General features: G+C 37.5%; 16 protein-coding genes, 1 pseudogene and 1 riboswitch. Of the genes and pseudogenes, 3 read left to right on the top strand and 14 right to left on the bottom strand.

What is annotated here, in order from left to right; translation table 11 throughout:
- Window positions 1-127 precede the first annotated feature (127 nt).
- The 5 genes and pseudogenes from ACSVDH_RS04420 to ACSVDH_RS04440 form a co-directional block, all read right to left on the bottom strand.
- Window positions 128-985 (bottom strand): annotated as a pseudogene (locus ACSVDH_RS04420) (ribonucleotide reductase N-terminal alpha domain-containing protein); the annotation flags it as partial.
- Window positions 986-1,117: 132 nt separating this feature from the next.
- Window positions 1,118-1,297: riboswitch (cobalamin riboswitch) on the bottom strand.
- Window positions 1,298-1,488: 191 nt separating this feature from the next.
- Complete coding sequence (gene nhaC / locus ACSVDH_RS04425) at window positions 1,489-2,862, bottom strand: Na+/H+ antiporter NhaC (RefSeq protein ID WP_439249133.1); 1,374 nt, start codon at window positions 2,860-2,862, stop codon at window positions 1,489-1,491.
- A gap of 297 nt (window positions 2,863-3,159) precedes the next feature.
- Entirely contained in the window at window positions 3,160-4,473 is a 1,314-nt protein-coding gene (locus ACSVDH_RS04430) for a protoglobin domain-containing protein (protein ID WP_439248589.1), read from the bottom strand.
- Between the two features lie 199 nt (window positions 4,474-4,672).
- Window positions 4,673-5,170 (bottom strand): universal stress protein, encoded by a 498-nt coding sequence (locus tag ACSVDH_RS04435; protein WP_439248590.1) that lies wholly within the window; start codon window positions 5,168-5,170, stop codon window positions 4,673-4,675.
- A 170-nt stretch (window positions 5,171-5,340) separates the two neighbouring features.
- Window positions 5,341-5,658, bottom strand: a complete 318-nt coding sequence (locus tag ACSVDH_RS04440; RefSeq protein WP_439248591.1) for a hypothetical protein — start codon at window positions 5,656-5,658, stop codon at window positions 5,341-5,343.
- A 191-nt stretch (window positions 5,659-5,849) separates the two neighbouring features.
- Between ACSVDH_RS04440 and ACSVDH_RS04445 the strand changes: the two genes are divergently transcribed.
- Complete coding sequence (locus ACSVDH_RS04445) at window positions 5,850-6,053, top strand: hypothetical protein (RefSeq protein WP_439248592.1); 204 nt, start codon at window positions 5,850-5,852, stop codon at window positions 6,051-6,053.
- Window positions 6,034-6,351, top strand: coding sequence for a YbjQ family protein (locus ACSVDH_RS04450; protein WP_439248593.1), 318 nt, complete (start codon window positions 6,034-6,036; stop codon window positions 6,349-6,351). Before ACSVDH_RS04445 ends, ACSVDH_RS04450 begins: the two co-directional genes overlap by 20 nt.
- Window positions 6,352-6,757: 406 nt before the next feature.
- Here the strand turns inward: ACSVDH_RS04450 and ACSVDH_RS04455 are convergent, their stop codons facing one another.
- Window positions 6,758-6,967: an alpha/beta-type small acid-soluble spore protein gene (locus tag ACSVDH_RS04455; protein ID WP_299094987.1), complete on the bottom strand. Its 210-nt coding sequence runs from the start codon at window positions 6,965-6,967 to the stop codon at window positions 6,758-6,760.
- Window positions 6,968-7,281: 314 nt separating this feature from the next.
- On the opposite strand from ACSVDH_RS04455, the gene ACSVDH_RS04460 reads away from it, so the two are divergent.
- Complete coding sequence (locus tag ACSVDH_RS04460) at window positions 7,282-7,524, top strand: hypothetical protein (RefSeq protein WP_439248594.1); 243 nt, start codon at window positions 7,282-7,284, stop codon at window positions 7,522-7,524.
- 101 nt (window positions 7,525-7,625) lie between these two features.
- Here the strand turns inward: ACSVDH_RS04460 and msmX are convergent, their stop codons facing one another.
- From msmX to ACSVDH_RS04500, 8 genes are all read right to left on the bottom strand, one after another.
- Window positions 7,626-8,738, bottom strand: coding sequence for an oligosaccharide ABC transporter ATP-binding protein MsmX (gene msmX / locus ACSVDH_RS04465; RefSeq protein WP_299094992.1), 1,113 nt, complete (start codon window positions 8,736-8,738; stop codon window positions 7,626-7,628).
- Window positions 8,739-8,867: 129 nt separating this feature from the next.
- On the bottom strand, window positions 8,868-9,767 hold the full coding sequence (locus ACSVDH_RS04470) for a PucR family transcriptional regulator (protein WP_439248595.1): 900 nt from the start codon (window positions 9,765-9,767) through the stop codon (window positions 8,868-8,870).
- 296 nt (window positions 9,768-10,063) lie between these two features.
- Window positions 10,064-10,243 carry a hypothetical protein gene (locus tag ACSVDH_RS04475; protein WP_299093320.1) on the bottom strand — a complete coding sequence of 60 codons (180 nt, stop codon included), beginning with the start codon at window positions 10,241-10,243 and terminating at the stop codon, window positions 10,064-10,066.
- A gap of 53 nt (window positions 10,244-10,296) precedes the next feature.
- A complete protein-coding gene (locus ACSVDH_RS04480) occupies window positions 10,297-10,506 on the bottom strand; it encodes a YheE family protein (protein WP_299093322.1) in 210 nt (69 codons plus the stop codon).
- Between the two features lie 133 nt (window positions 10,507-10,639).
- On the bottom strand, window positions 10,640-11,701 hold the full coding sequence (locus tag ACSVDH_RS04485; protein WP_439248596.1) for a YheC/YheD family endospore coat-associated protein: 1,062 nt from the start codon (window positions 11,699-11,701) through the stop codon (window positions 10,640-10,642).
- Window positions 11,688-13,058: a spore coat-associated protein YheD gene (gene yheD, locus ACSVDH_RS04490; RefSeq protein WP_439248597.1), complete on the bottom strand. Its 1,371-nt coding sequence runs from the start codon at window positions 13,056-13,058 to the stop codon at window positions 11,688-11,690. Before yheD ends, ACSVDH_RS04485 begins: the two co-directional genes overlap by 14 nt.
- Window positions 13,059-14,147 (bottom strand): YheC/YheD family endospore coat-associated protein, encoded by a 1,089-nt coding sequence (locus tag ACSVDH_RS04495; RefSeq protein WP_439248598.1) that lies wholly within the window; start codon window positions 14,145-14,147, stop codon window positions 13,059-13,061. It abuts the gene before it with no gap.
- Window positions 14,148-14,351: 204 nt separating this feature from the next.
- Complete coding sequence (locus ACSVDH_RS04500) at window positions 14,352-15,716, bottom strand: YheC/YheD family endospore coat-associated protein (protein WP_439248599.1); 1,365 nt, start codon at window positions 15,714-15,716, stop codon at window positions 14,352-14,354.
- Between the last annotated feature and the right edge of the window lie 61 nt (window positions 15,717-15,777).

Raw genomic sequence — 15,777 nt, forward strand, 5'->3', positions numbered from 1 at the left:
CCGCACTCTCGGTTTTTTAGGGTTCGCCATGTCATTGCTGCATGGTATCCTACCTTGAGATACTCGGAGTTTCCCGCAATTGACCACCTTTATTACTCGTAACTTACGCTACAAGAGGGCTATCATTAACCCCTGATGAAACACCTTTAAAGCCTTTTATATCACTGCCGCGGCTGCGGATTTTTCCTAAATAAGCGCCGATTCCGCCGCCTGATTTTGATAGATTGGCAATGTCAGTATTGCTGTCAAAAATTCCTTGCAGGCTATCGTCAACCGTATCAATAAAGCAACTGGATAACTGTCCGACAGGTTTACCAGCATTTGATAAGGTTGGAGTTGCCACTGTCATATAAAGATTACTCATTGCCCAATACGCTTGTTTTATAAGCTCAAGGCGATGCTCCTTGTTTTCATTAGCCATTAAAGTCATGGCAATGATTAAGAATCGTTCCTGGGGAAGCTCATAGGTTTGCTTTGAGTAGTCACGTGTTAAGTAGCGGTCTGCTAATGTTCTTAAACCAATGTATGTAAATAACCTGTCGTTTTCAGGATTGATATAAGAACCAATTTCTTCAATCTCTTCTTTTGTGTATTGATCGAGGAGCTTGCTGTGATAAAGTCCCTTCGTTACTAAGGTCTCAATCAATTGATAGAAGCTTCCGTATTTTTGCGATTTATCATACCCTCTATTTGCAGCAGCTTCCTTGTAAAGCTTAGTTAAATAGATTTGTGCGCAAAAATAGGTCCAATCAGGCTCTTGTTCATTGATATTTGATAATCCTTCTAAAATGAGCAAATTTGTGAGTTGTTCAGATGTATATGAATCTCTTTGGAGAATGGTGTTTTCGATTCTAGTAAGAAAATCGTCTATTTCCAGTGAAGGGAAATGCTGATGTATGTTTTTAATAAATGATGTAAGTTTATTCAGGTCAAATGCTTCTTGATGATTCCCGCAAATAATAACAGGGGTTGTTGTCGTATTCATAATAATTCCTCCATCTGTTCGTTTTACTAAGGGGGTGGGGAAAAACGACAGATAAGAAGAGCAGGGCAGTATTAGAGAAAAAGCCCATTAATCCTTACTATCGTTTCATCTTCTCAGCCCCCGAAGAAATTGAAACTTTTGCAAGTAATAGGTAGGTCTCCTGACTTGTGCTCGTCCTACTTTGAGGCCTTCCCATACATCATGTGTACAGTGGCAATCTCAGTTCGTCACACTTACAGTTGCGGGGACAGTTCTGGATTTTCACCAGATTCCCTTTTCAGCCTAAACGGCGCCTTCACTCGCAAAGATACAATATATAGTTTTTGTTGTTTAGACGCACATCAATATATAGATGTGTTGTTTCTATATCAATAATAAAGTACAGATGTAAATTAATCAACCAATTCTTACTAATTGTCGAAATTTATCTAGATTCAAAGAATTTTGCAAAAAAAAAACGAAAAAGGGATCTGACTTCGCGCCAGATCCACTTACTAAAAAATTTAGAAGGCAGTTTTCCTATTCCTGATAAATCCAAAAAGAATTGAAAAGAAAGGTGATAAATATAAGAAAAATACAAAAGGCAAATAGTCGATAACAGGAACACCAAGTGTTTGTGCAAAAAAGGCGCCGCTTACCCCCCAAGGAACCAGCGGATTCACCAGTGTACCTCCATCCTCTAATGTCCGTGACATATATTTGCGTTCAATTTTCATTTTATCATACAAGCCTTTAAAGGATTGTCCAGGAATTAGAATCGATAAGTATTGCTCACCTGTTAAAAGGTTCACCCCAATGGAGGAAGCAGCTGTTGAAAGAATAAGCTGACCCTTTGCCTGAACACGTTCAATCAATCCGTTCATTAAAGCAGGGATAATATTTAATGCCTCTAACAAACCGCCAAAAGCAAAGGCAATCATGATGAGTGAAATGGACCACATCATTGATTGTAAGCCGCCGCGATTTAGCATATTAGCGACCTGTTCATTTTCGATTGTGAACGTAGTCCCGTTTTGTAAGACATGAAGAAACTCGCCAATTGTTACATCCTGCAACCAGATAGAAGTGATTCCTGCCGTAATGATTCCAACGATTAATGCAGGAATAACAGGGAACTGCCGAAACGCTAAAAGGATAACCAACAGTGGTGAAAGTAACGTAAGACTGCTAATTTGAACGGAGTCTTTTATGATCGTAACCATGTTTGTCATTTCCGTAAGTGATACAGTATGGATAGGTGCAATTGTGCCAAGAAAATAAAAAAGAGCCGTTGTGATAACGATGCTAGGAATCGTTGTTTTGGTCATATGTTTAATATGCGTGAAAATCTCAACAGAAGCGACCCCTGAGGCAAAATTCGTTGTATCAGACATTGGTGACATTTTATCGCCAAAGCATGCACCACAAATGATGGCTCCAGCGACCCAAGGGGCAGGGAGGCCAATTACCATTCCAGCACCCATAAGAGCTACTCCAACGGTGCTAACAGTGGTAAAGGAGCTTCCGACAAGACTTGAGATCACCATACAAGAAAATAAAGAAGTAATCAGTAAATAATCAGGACGGATTATGGTTAGAGCATACACCATAACAGTTGGTATCGTACCGCTGGACATCCAAGCACCAATTAGGATTCCGATTAAGGCAAGGATGATAATTGGCTGTATGCCCCTTTGGATTCCCTTGATGATTCCTGATTCTAAGTCTTTCCATGTATATCGTTTCATCAAGCCAAGAAATGAAACGAGTATCAAACAATTTAATAAAGCTAGATGCGGCTCTGTTTTCCATACAAATAAACTAGTAAAAATAATCGCTAATATAAGGAATAAAATGAAAACCGCTTCTTTAAAATGAAACGATGCTGTACTTTTTATCATATACTTGCTCCTTTACAACTTAAACGCTTTGATGCTTTTTTGCATAAAAGCACAACAAAGAATATTATATCAATCTAATATTCTTTGTCAATCTGCAATATGGAAAACTCAGTATATTAGTCTTAATAAATAGCTTTTCTTATAGTTGGTAAATAAAGCTATAGATTTTATTGGTATAGTGATTACAGCCCGAAAAAGCTGTCTCAAAACAAAAGAGCCAGACCCTACAAACACATATTTTAAAGATCGTAAAATAGGTGCTTGTTAGTGGGACTGACCCTTTGTTGGATTTAATTATATGGATTTTGCCATCTCTTTTAAGCTGTCAGATGTTTCGGCAATTTGCGCAATTGATTTTGAGACATCATTAATGACATTGGTGAAGTTTAACAAATCCATTTTGGCTTGTTCGCTTTGTTGTTTGTTGTCATTCAGCATGTATAAAATCGTATCAAAGATTAAGTTCATATCATTCATTTGCGTTGTGCCCTTTTTTGTAAGCTCAGCCACTTTATTAATAGAGGTAGACATACTATCGATTTGTGAATGAATATTGGTAATTAAACTTGAAACACCTTGAACCGAATTTTTTGTCTCTTCGGCTAGCTTGCGAACTTCACTTGCAACCACAGCAAATCCTTTGCCATATTCGCCGGCACGTGCTGATTCGATAGCAGCATTCAGCGCAAGTAAATTTGTTTGTTCAGCTATAGAAGTCACAATGGAGACAACATGATTAATCTTTTCGGAGGTTTGCTCCAGTACTTTCATTTGTTGTAAAATATCGATTGTATTTGTTTCAATAAACGACATTAATTGATTTTGTTCATCTAAATCCTTTTTGCCATTATGTGCTTGTTTCTCTGCTGTAGCAGCTACCTCTGATCGATCAATGGAGTAGGAGGCGATTTCCTTTGATTGGGAAACAATTTCCTGAACAAATGCATTTGTTTCTTCGCTTGCTTCAGCTAATTGTATCGCCAGCTCGTTAACGTCTGCACGAATTTGTTCTTTTTCACGCTCAATTTCAGCTCGTACTGCTGCATACTCATTGTCATATGCCTCTAAGACAATTTGCTGTTCCAGATTAAATAATTTGGATAAGCTTAAGACAGCATCCACCATGTCTTGCTTTGTTGTAAGATGTTGTTCAACTGTTTGAATCACAGAAGAAAAAAGCTGTTGAAAGGCTGCTATATACCATTTGGCCTCAAGGCCAATTTTTACATGTATATAGGCAATTCTTCTAATTCTGTTCACATCATCGTTTGTGAAACGACCATCAAACATCATGATTATATGCTTCTTTAGCGTTGTTTTTAATCGTTCAACAGAGCTATATGCTTCAATGATATCGTTTAGCGCTTGCTCAAAATCAAAGGAAGAATAAAAGGCATTCACGATGTTTTGAATGTTATCTTCAATATAAGGCTTAAGCTTCGAGGAAAGGAGCAGATCATTTTTTGTTAAACCGACCATTTTAATCTGCTTTTGCAGCGAGGGCTCATCAACAGTTAAAGCAATTTGCTGGATAAGTTCTTGATCTTTTTCAATAGCTGCTTCATTAGATGCTGATTTTTTATCTTTTATAAATGACAGAAAACCCATAAAAATAATCTCCTTTGGTATTTTCGAATAATCGTTCTACTAGGTATATCGACTGACTTATCCAACTATTAATAGGTAATCAAAAAAATAGTAAGAAAAGGAAAGTTGATGCAAAAATAAAAGCCTCATAAACACAAAGGTCAAGACCTCCAAGCACAACTGGTGTTTGGGAGATCTTGACCTTTTGAGACAAATAGAATTATTTTGCGATTAATACTGGGATACTAGATTGCTGGGAAACTTTTTCACTAACACTTCCGAATAACAAGCGTTTTAAGCCGCTGTGATCCCGGCTTCCGACCACAATCAGGTCTGCGTTGTTTTCCCTTGCGAATGAAACAATGACATCGGACGGGTCTCCATCTAGGATTGTCACCTCTCCACTTGCCTGATGGTGATCCAACATTCTTCTTGCTTCACTTTGTATAGCCATTGTTTCTTTGTCATATTCCTCTGCTCCGGTATGTTCAACAGGATCAGGAATTACTGGAAAATGTCTCGTGTTTTCTCCTTCATAACTGCTAGTTGGAATCATGGTACCAAAATTATTGTTATCGTCTAAAAGCGCTTTCTTTTGGATGTGAACTACGGATAGATCTGCATCCAGCTGCTTGCTAAGCTGAATTCCTAACTCAAGAGCCTCTTTACCATCCTCCGAACTATTAAAAGCTACAACTATGCGTTCAAATGCTTTCATTTTAATCATCCTTTCAAAATTTTATAATTTGTGGAGATTTCTGGATGATGGTGGTTTATTAAAAAAGTAAATTAAGTAAAAATCCTATAACAACGATTGCTCCGACAACTAAAAAGATTGTTCTTAACATATATACCACCTCCTGGCAAATGTAAAACTGTAAAATGTAATTAAAGTTTTACTTTCATTGCAGGCTGTAAGAGATGCTTTTGTTGTAAGGTAATCGTTTTAGAACAAATTTCTTTTAAATCATTTATGATTTGTTGCGGTGTGGGACCATCGATTAAGATTTTCAATGCTTGTCCATCTTTAACGGTTAAAAAGCAGGTAACTAAGGATGGGAGCTTAGCCGCATCAATGATCGATTTATTTCGCAGCAAAATATAAATTTTTCCGTCATAAGCTTTTGCCAGCTGATTCACCCTCAACAGCTGATCAATCCGTAATTGCTTCTTTATAAATAAGTTTATTGTCATTAATTTATCCATATATAACCTCCGAGAAGTAATCGTTAATCATTACATACCTCAAATAGTTAATCTGAAAACTCATTAAATGGAAAATAGTAAGATAGTCCTTTATCTCTAGGTTGGCAGGTGTAAGTTCCTGGATAATAAATATTCATTTTTTTCCAAAAAAGAGCTATAGTAAAAAAAGGGAATGGGAAAGGAAGTCGGAGATGGAAAAAGTAAAGTATGTGAGTATGTTGACGGCAATTTGCACTCAGTTGACAGGTATTATTTTTTTATTTTTTAACATAAAAATTGCTATAGGACTATTCATTGGTTATTTCTTCTCTTTACTCGTATTGCTTGCTGTGTTTGTTAAAACAAGATTAGATGAAAAAAAGGAGGATGATGAGCATGATTATCGTGACTACTGAATCAGTACCAGGTAAAGTAACGAAGGAATATAAAGGGTTTGTAAGGGGAAGTACGGTTCAATCGAAGCATATCGGAAAAGATATTATGGCTGGATTGAAGACAATCGTTGGCGGTGAACTCAAAGAATATACGGAAATGATGGAAGAAGCCAGGCAAAAGGCGATAGGGAGAATGGTGGAAGATGCAAAGGCTAAGGGTGCTAATGCCATTGTTTGTATGAGATTAGAATCTTCAGCTATTATGCAAAATGCTTCTGAGATTATTGCTTACGGAACAGCCATCTTAATAGAGGAATAAGAATCTAATGAATTAATGGTAAGAGAAAGACTTGGTGTGTTCTGTTTAGCCTTTCTCTTTTTACTTTGTACCGGCACGATTATCCTTTTTTCTTTGTTTGCCCCCAATATTGTATTTGTGGAAAACGTATATGAACAACATATTCGTGGAATAAAGTATAACCGACAAAACCAATGAGCTTCCAATCAATCGCATCAAATATAGCTATCCGCTCCTTTATGGTTTGAAACGAACATGATGTTAACGAATGTATGTCCTTCATTTGGGGATCGAAACGGGTGATAGTGCAGGGGAAAAACACATGAACGTTTTCCTATAATATATGGTGGGAGAACCTTGTTTGATACATTAGAAATGAAAAGGCTGACACAAAGTGCCAGCCTCTTTTAGCCAATTTATTTAATTATTATTGTTGTGAAAAACCGCTCATAGATTGTTGAGCCATTGATACTAAACGTTTAGTGATTTCTCCACCAACAGAACCGTTAGCGCGAGAAGTTGTTTCAGCACCAAGGTTTACGCCAAATTCAGAAGCAATTTCATACTTCATTTGATCGATTGCTTGAGCTGCACCTGGTACAACAAGTTGATTAGAGTTTGAATTGTTTTGAGCCATGTTAATTCATCTCCTCATTTAGATTATTTTGGCTGGGTTAGTTGGATTTGCACCAACATATGAAACCAATTTAGATTTCATTGCCTAACTCGGCTTAACCCATTGATTTGTATGGGTTGATGCGTTGTTGCACCGTTGTTACTAAGTATTATGGTTGATTTTTTTGTTTATATGCAGTGATTTATTGGTAATTTTTTTCAATTAATTGTCCTTGCAAATATAAATCTTTGTAATGTGGAAAAGCATTTATGGTACATAAATTATGATGGTTTTGAGATTCTAAAAGTATGCATGTTTTTTAAGGGGATGAAGAAATGGATTTGTGTCCTTTATGTAATGGGTTAGAAGCTCGAATCATTCAATGCCCGAATTGCCATACAATTATGGAAGACAGAGGGAAGATTACAGATTATTTGGATGATTACAGTGCGTATATGGATATCGATATGATGAAGCTTTTTGATGGGGATGTGAACTCGTTGGTGAATCATCAGTGCATTCATTATTTTTATTGCCCAACTTGTCAGCATGAAGAAACAAATGCCATCAAGGAATGAGATAATAAAAGGGTCAGACCCTTTAAACACACTATATAGAACCTTGTTTAACGTTCTATATAAGTGTTTGGTAAGGCCTGACCCTCAGTGTTTCGTTCTTATTATTTTTCACCAGCTGGGCGAATTCTTTGTTCTGAATCAATATCGAAGAAGTGAGCTTTGTTCATGTCTAATGCTAATTCAAGTGTTTGACCAGGCTTAACATCTGTACGAGAATCAACACGTGCTACGAATGATTGACCGTCAATTTCAGAATAAAGCATTGTTTCAGCACCCATTAACTCAGCAACTTCAATTTTAGCTAAGATTTTTGAACCTTGAGAGGATTCAATAAATACTGGCTCATCATGAATTTCTTCAGGACGAACACCCATTAAGACTTCTTTGTTTACATAGCCTTGCTCACGAAGATATTTCATTTTACCTTCTGGTACAGCAACAGTTGTTGTACCGAATGAGAACTTGCCATCTGTCAGTTTTCCTTTAAAGAAGTTCATTGCCGGAGATCCGATAAATCCGCCAACAAATGCATTTTCTGGCTTGTCATACACTTCTTTAGGAGATCCAACTTGCTGGATGATACCATCTTTAAGTACAACAAGACGTGTTGCCATTGTCATCGCTTCAGTTTGGTCATGTGTTACGTAAATTGTTGTTGTTTGTAAGCGTTGGTGTAATTTTGTGATTTCCGCACGCATTTGTACACGAAGCTTAGCATCAAGGTTAGATAAAGGCTCATCCATTAAGAATACCTTTGCATCACGAACGATCGCACGGCCTAATGCAACACGCTGACGTTGACCACCTGATAATGCTTTTGGTTTACGTTGTAAGTATTGCTCAAGACCAAGGATTCTAGCAGCATCATTAACACGACGGTCAATTTCGTCTTTTGGTAATTTACGAAGCTTTAATCCGAATGCCATGTTATCATAAACGTTCATATGTGGATAAAGAGCGTAGTTTTGGAATACCATCGCGATATCACGATCTTTAGGAGCAACATCGTTCATACGCTTTCCATCAATGTAGAAATCTCCTTTTGAAATTTCTTCTAATCCTGCAACCATACGAAGTGTAGTAGATTTACCGCAACCAGATGGACCAACGAATACGATAAATTCTTTATCTTGAATATGAAGGTTGAAATCTTCTACTGCTGTTACTTTATTGTCGTAAATCTTGTAAATATTCTCTAGTCTTAACTCTGCCATTTTTGAATTCCTCCCCATTTTTGAAAGCGTTTTATCATGGTTTTATTGTAAGGGATTTCAGGAAAGAAAGTAAACGTACAAGTTGCACGAAAAATACTAGGCTCTTTTGTGCAACTTGTAAACGCTTTTCTAACTTTCTTGACGAACGAGAATCGTTGCTAGAAAGATGAATGTTGCATTAGAAAACGTCCGGATGTCTAAACCTGTTTTTTCTAGCAGTTTTTCTAAACGATATTGCAGGCTGTTTCGATGAATAAATAATCGTTTAGCTGTCGAGGAGGCATTTAAATTTGACTGTAAAAAGGCTTCAATCGTATGATGGAGTTCTTTATCCTCAATTGCTTCTATTAATTGGTTAGAGAGAATGTCCTTTTTTATGGCAGATGGCGATGTCATAATTAACAGCGGCATTGCATCATAAAAGGTTAGGGCTTTTTCCCGATGGGCAGAACGGTGCAAGACTTGAAAGCAGCTTTGCTCTAGTATGAATTTTTCTCTTAGGTCAGCATCATTTTTTTGAAGCTGGCCAATATAAAGATAGGGCTCAACATAGAAATCGGTTGTAAGAGTATCACTTAAATCCTTTAAGATTTTAGCATCTAATGTGATAGACGGCTTTTCGTCAATAATGATTCCATGTGAAAGGCTCAACCATATGATAAGATCTGAATCAATAATTCCTTGGACAGCTTCTTCAAAATTTTGTTTTTCATCGATAGGTTGTTTTAAATAGAAATAGTAGAACCGTATTGTTGCATGATCAGCTGGGAGAGGCGGTTCACTAATCTTCCTTTCTGAAAAAAGGTAATCAAACCACCTGCGCTGTGAGAGAGAAAAGTGATCCTCATTGACGGTTTCTACTGACTGGAACAAGGAAGTTAGCAGTTCTATCTCTTTATCTGATAAAGACGCTTTAACAATTCCAAAGGTTTGTCCATGCTCTGTTTGGAACCATTCATAATTGGTGTCTTTAGGATTATAGGTCATTGTCATTGCATCTTGATAATGTCGCAATAAATTTTCTATCATCGATATGCTCCTTTAATGCATAGGTCTTTCTTCTATTATAGAAAAGATTGACAAAGCATGAAAGTAACAGTATAAGTGCAAAAGCGTAAAAGTTAGACATAAGAAAAACCGGGCGTGGTTTTTGCCCGGTTTTTTTTAAGAGATAAGAAAAGTATAAATTTTGTACTTAGTTTTAATGTCTAGCTCCAGCGCCTAGCCCCTCTAGGGTCTAGCCACTCATGAATTGAAGGCAAAGAACGCCTTCTATTCATGAGTGTCTTATTTGCCCTAGGCTGATCAAGGCGCTTGCGCTTTTCTTAATATGGCGGTTCCTCTTTTACAAGGTCCCGTGCTTCTTCAATATTGGCACCGTCGTCTTTTCGATGGACCGAGCCGCCAGATAGTCCTTCATTTATCATTCTGTCAATATCTAAATACACTTCATCTTTTCCTTCATAGTTCAAATCTTGTTTGACACCTTCAACCTTTTTTCTCATTTTACAACCTCCTCATCTCTGTTAGCTTGTGCATGAGTCGGTTTCATCATTCATTATTCGTACACATGGAAAAGCATGAGTTCATGAATCTGTGATTGAATTTCCGTTTCTTCCTCTTTTGGAGGCGTCGTTGCTGCCCATTCGATTTTTCCATTTTTATGATATATCCCATCGTAATGAATCCCTCTAAAGTAAAAGGAAATTCGCCAACCAGGTAAGCTTGCCTGTTTTATCAATGGTTTATATTGAAAATGTGTAATCAAACCTTATTGCTCCTTTCACAGCTCGGTTTAAGGCGGTTAGTTGTCCGGGGACTTCAACTAAACTAACAGGAAAACCGAAAGATGGTGCAGTTCGGTCTCCTTGCCTTCTTTGTAAATAATACGGCAAAAAAACTTAAAACTCCTTCTTGTTTTGACTGGTACTATTTGCTAAATCTGCAAACAATTTAACCGTTCGTTCAATTCGTTTCGTTTGAATATCGACTTCATCAAAAATCATTGGTTTTGAATTTACCTCAAATAATATTGGCTCCCCTTGAGGTGTTATTCCCACATCCATTGAGAATTCACCGACAAAGCCATACCTCTCTATCAGCTGCCTACCGACTGTTTCAGCCAGCCAATCTAATTTATCCTCAGAGCACCGATCTTGGACCTGTTGGAAGGGAATGATTTCTCCGCCATTTGGTACATGTGTGATAATTGAGTTTTCATCCGCTTTTCGAACACCAATTCCGATGATTTTGTGAACTCCTTTTTCATACAGGCAGAGGATTCGTAAATCATATTTGCAATCATCTATCGTATCGGTTTGAATTTCTTTTTGAAGGAGGTAGGGCTTTTTCATTAATAGTTTTTCAGTGTCTTGCACAAAATCAGCCTGTACATAATTGATTGTTTGATTTTTTTTGTAAATGTAATAGCTCGTGCCATCATAAGAGAGCTTGTAAACTCCTTGCCCTTTATGACCATTAACAGGTTTTACATAAAGGGAGTGGTACGTATTCAATTTTTCGAGCAAATCATTTATCGTCGTAAACATCCATGTTTTTGGGAGGTAACCGTTTAATGTAGTTGATTTAACAAGGGCAAGATAGACTTCCCATTTATCAAAAAAGCACGGATTAAAGAAATATTTTCCATCATTTTCAAAGGTTTGCTTTAGAGAAAGGAATAGGGCAGATGACTCTTCTTTCCTAAACGAAATCTTGTTATAGATGAGGTCGGGTATGGGGAAAGTACGTTTTCCCCATTTGTCAGCATGCTCGTAATAAAAATACCCGTTCACATCGTGTTCGTTGAAGTCATTAGTTGTAAAAATAAACGACAGACCGCCAATTTTTGTTAGTTCCTTTTGAATGGCTTTAAAAACCTTCAGATTACCGCGAAATGAGTCTTCTGTTTTGCCTGGACTTGAAAGAATCCCAACAAGCGGAAAATAGCTAGCGTTCTTCATACATCAATTCCTCAGGGTTGTATATTGCCTTCTTTGATAAAAATAATCCATATTCAAGTGATGCTTTACGTGAAAGGATATCCGCTTCCTTGAGATCGGGATGACAAAAGATCGATCTTCCCGGCTTCGAGTTTGCTTCAAACATCCAGACACTTCCGTTTTGATCTATCCCTAAGTCAAATCCAATTTCTCCAACAAATCCTTGAACTTTGTCATCGATGCTTTTACTTAAAATAATCGAGGCATCTGTAAGGTTCCGAAGAGCTATTTTCCGTTCCTGTTCATCCTTATAAATTTCTTCAAGGGTTTTTACAACACCGCCGTTATTTAAATGTGTCGTTACACTTCCTTTTCCTGCTATTTTTGCGGCGATTGCCGTTACCTTCCAAATACCTTCTTCGTCCTTATTTGTGTGGACTCTAAAATCAACAGGCTTTCCATCAATACGCAGCAACTTAATTCCCTGTTGGGCAATATAATGAGAAAGCTCATCTTTAAACGTTACCTTTAAGAAATGTTCAATAGAAGGATATTTTCTTAAACGATTCGTTTGCTTTTCATCGCGATATCTACAATAGTATTGGTTATCTTCTCTTGAATACATAAGCTGATAGACGCCATTCCCTAAGCTGCTATTTGCCGGCTTTAAATAAATGCTTTGATAAGAAGCAAGCATTTCTTCCATCCTGCTAATCGTAGGAGGGTGGTAGGTTGCCGGCAAATATTTAGCTGCTGCTGTGTCGTGAATTAAGAGTTTGTGGATCGTCCATTTATTAAAAAAACCAGGATTATACCACGGAATCGAGTAGTCCTCTGTGAAGCGCTTTTTTACTATTTTAAATGCCTGATGATTTTCTACACGGCGATTTGGGAGTCGGTCATAAACCGCGTTTGGAAACGGAAAGAGTACTTGCTTCCATCCATCAGTATCGTAAGTAAATCCATTGATTGTGCCTTCCTCCCAATTAATATGGTTGGACCCGAAAACAAAGGAAAAGACCCCAACCGATTGGTCCATGGATAAATATTTAGCGAAAAACAACGAGCGTTCCCCCAGCGGACGATGGGCGGATTTTGTAAAGCCTGCTGTGAAAACCCCTACTAAGGACCCTAAGTGCAAATTTCCATCTTTGAAAAAAAGATGGATTTTTCCTTTATCCGGCAGCATCAGATCTGTTGCTGTTTCTATTGGTAATACAATTTGATTCTCAAGACCTTCCTTATACAGAACCTTACAAGGAACTGATCTGGATCCGAATGATAGTTGATTGATGTGACCGTATTTCATTGTAGCTGATGGCAAGTGTATACGATCATCTTTGGAGCTCGTTATTTGGATGGTATATGTTGTACTCATTTAGTTCGACTCCTTTATGGCTGCTTGATTTCGCAAATAGCTGCAATAGGCTAGAGGTGCTTGATAAAGTTTTTCGATTGATTTGGGGTTTGTAGCTATCATTGTTTTCCTGCCTGGCTTTGAATTCATATCTAAGATCCATACTGAGCCATCCTTCGCATAGCCAATATCAAGCCCGATTTCAAATAAACGGTCGCATTTCTCTTCAAGCAAAGGCGGTAATTTCGAGATGATCGTGCGAAGCTCATCTTCTAATAAAACAATTTGCTTTTTTGACAGGGAGGAGGACCATTCTTCATAGGTGATTGCTTCACCACCGCTATTTAAATTTGAAAGAAAGGAGCCGTAGTATCCTTTACGAACCCCTTTGCCAACAAGGGCCCATTTTCCATGCTGGTTTTTTTGCAAGAATAGTCGTATATCAAACGGATATCCTTGATTATCTAAAAGTGGCAGAAGTGGCTGGAGAAGGTAAGTTTGCTGCTGGATAAGCTTTTCACACCAGTCTGAAAATTCCTTTAATGAAACGAACAGTTTTGTTTTTTTATCCCGGCCCTTATGGTAGGTAATCATAATAGAGTCAGATAATTGTTTGACTGCGACAATCCCGGCACCTCGAGAACCAGTGAATGGCTTTAAGAGACAAGTAGAATGTAACTTTAAATGGTGAATGATTTGAACAGCCTCCTGCACGAGCTCTGTGTTGGGAAGATAGCAGCTAATGATAGGGTCGCTTTGTAACAAGTTGTAAACCTTCCACTTATCTGGTAATCCTATCCCTAAAAAGGTTGTTTGCGGATTTTTTTTAAGCCATTCCACTATCGGTTTGCTCTTTTGAATAGTTTGCTTCTGATTGAAAAAGCAGCGATCATAAATAAACGTTGGGATAGAGAACTTTGCTTGTATCCAGCTTTGTGAATGATGATCAAATTTCTCTCCATCTATAAGTAAGGTGGAAGGGTCGATGGAGGTAGGTTCAAATCGAACACATTGAATTTGATATGGTTCACTTCGTTTTGCAATTTCAGTAGCATATGAATTTTCATGATTTTTATTAATGGCTAAAAAACCTAATGTTAGTTGTTCCAAACTGGTCACTCCATTCACTGTACTAGTTAGTCCATAAAATTGCCATCAGTGAGAAGGTACTTCATCCCACTGATGGGTGTGCTGAGACTTATCACGCTTGAACCTCTACCCCCTATGGCTTTCGTCTGACTAGATATCCTGTCCTTCTCCTTAGAATGACAGGCAGTTATTCCTGAACTTAGTAGCTTTTATGAATCTTGGATTTTACTGTCCGTTAAGTTGGGAAAGAAATAGGCAATAATTTATAATTGAACGTGCGGAAGGTCTAACTCTTTCGCTTTTTTGATCATTCTCTAATTTTGATGGCTTCGTATTTACCTCAATGATCCACGGATGTCCCTTTGGATCCAGCCCAAGGTCAATGCCGAATTCGCCAAATTCTCCGCCGGCATGAAGTGATACAGTGTTTACAATTTCAAGAGAAAGCTCAGCTAACATTTTTCGAAGATGACGGCTTTCGTCTTTCCCATATAACTCACTTAAAACGGATTTAATAGGATAAATCTGTCCGCCTCTTGCCAGGTTTGCTACAAACTGGTTATCTTCTGAAACTCTTGCAACAGCTGAGGTAACCTTCCATTGATGAAAATCTTTTTTATGGCAAAGGAAACGAAAATCAAGTGTACGATTTTGGTATTTATTAAGCTGGATTGTTTCTTGTAACAAAAAGCGTCCTTTTTTTAGACGGGGAGAAAGAGCGGAATATAGTTTTTGCAGGTTAGTAAATTCAGTGTTGATTTCACCGGAAAAAGTGGTGAAGTCTAGAAGATAGGTTTGATCATCCTTTTCCTTGACTCGAAAAATCCGTCTCCCTTGGCTGCCATTTATCGGTTTTATAAATATATCTTTATTAACAGTGAGCATATATTCTAAAGAAGATTTCGACTCATATAATTGGCTCATCGGTAAATAAGGCTTCAGATGTTCAGATTCAGATAATATTTGATGAACCTCCCATTTGTTTAAAAACCGTTCATTAAAATAGGGAACATTATTTTCAATGATATCAGAGATAACCTGTAAAAATTCTTTTGAGCGCTCCCGCTTTCTTGAACTTATTCGATTGTGTACGACGTTTGGATAGGGAACAATGCTTTTTTTCCATTCCGATTCATGTAGATAGTATCCTTCAATTTGTTGATTGTTGTATGTCGTTAAAGAAAAAATATAAAAAAAGACCCCTTTGTTCATACAATATGCTGCAAGCTCCTTACAAAATTCATGAATGGATCCAAATCTTACACCATCTTCGGTCGTTTTTACTTCAGTTAATAAACCAATAACAGGGCCAAGCTGGAGCTGCTGATTATTTTTTAGTGTTCCTTGAAGTGATAGGGAATGTATAGGTAAGCAAAGCTTATTTAACACATCTTCACTAAGAGATAATCCAAAGTGATCCTCTTTAATAAATACGATTGTACAGGTGACAGTATGCATTCCACACCCAATTTTCAAGGAGGTTAGATTTTTAGGAAGATGTAATCTCTGTCTAAGCTTTTCACTCATTTCACACCAAGTAGATCTGGGAGCATGTTGTAAAGGTGTCATTTCTATTATTTCGTGTTTCATATAAAACCCCTCATTTGATCGCTTTACGGACAAGCACTATAATGTTCATAGGCAGTTATTC

The sequence above is a fragment of the Metabacillus sp. Hm71 genome (assembly GCF_051842955.2).
In the GTDB taxonomy this organism is placed as follows: domain Bacteria; phylum Bacillota; class Bacilli; order Bacillales; family Bacillaceae; genus Metabacillus.

Coding starts and splice junctions, on each gene's coding strand:
- ACSVDH_RS04430 (WP_439248589.1), bottom strand. CDS start 4,473: ATGGGTTTTCTGTCATTTATAAAAGATAAAAAATCAGCATCTAATGAA.
- ACSVDH_RS04435 (WP_439248590.1), bottom strand. CDS start 5,170: ATGAAAGCATTTGAACGCATAGTTGTAGCTTTTAATAGTTCGGAGGAT.
- ACSVDH_RS04440 (WP_439248591.1), bottom strand. CDS start 5,658: ATGGATAAATTAATGACAATAAACTTATTTATAAAGAAGCAATTACGG.
- ACSVDH_RS04445 (WP_439248592.1), top strand. CDS start 5,850: ATGGAAAAAGTAAAGTATGTGAGTATGTTGACGGCAATTTGCACTCAG.
- ACSVDH_RS04450 (WP_439248593.1), top strand. CDS start 6,034: ATGATTATCGTGACTACTGAATCAGTACCAGGTAAAGTAACGAAGGAA.
- ACSVDH_RS04455 (WP_299094987.1), bottom strand. CDS start 6,967: ATGGCTCAAAACAATTCAAACTCTAATCAACTTGTTGTACCAGGTGCA.
- ACSVDH_RS04460 (WP_439248594.1), top strand. CDS start 7,282: ATGGATTTGTGTCCTTTATGTAATGGGTTAGAAGCTCGAATCATTCAA.
- msmX (WP_299094992.1), bottom strand. CDS start 8,738: ATGGCAGAGTTAAGACTAGAGAATATTTACAAGATTTACGACAATAAA.
- ACSVDH_RS04470 (WP_439248595.1), bottom strand. CDS start 9,767: ATGATAGAAAATTTATTGCGACATTATCAAGATGCAATGACAATGACC.
- ACSVDH_RS04475 (WP_299093320.1), bottom strand. CDS start 10,243: ATGAGAAAAAAGGTTGAAGGTGTCAAACAAGATTTGAACTATGAAGGA.
- ACSVDH_RS04485 (WP_439248596.1), bottom strand. CDS start 11,701: ATGAAGAACGCTAGCTATTTTCCGCTTGTTGGGATTCTTTCAAGTCCA.
- yheD (WP_439248597.1), bottom strand. CDS start 13,058: ATGAGTACAACATATACCATCCAAATAACGAGCTCCAAAGATGATCGT.
- ACSVDH_RS04500 (WP_439248599.1), bottom strand. CDS start 15,716: ATGAAACACGAAATAATAGAAATGACACCTTTACAACATGCTCCCAGA.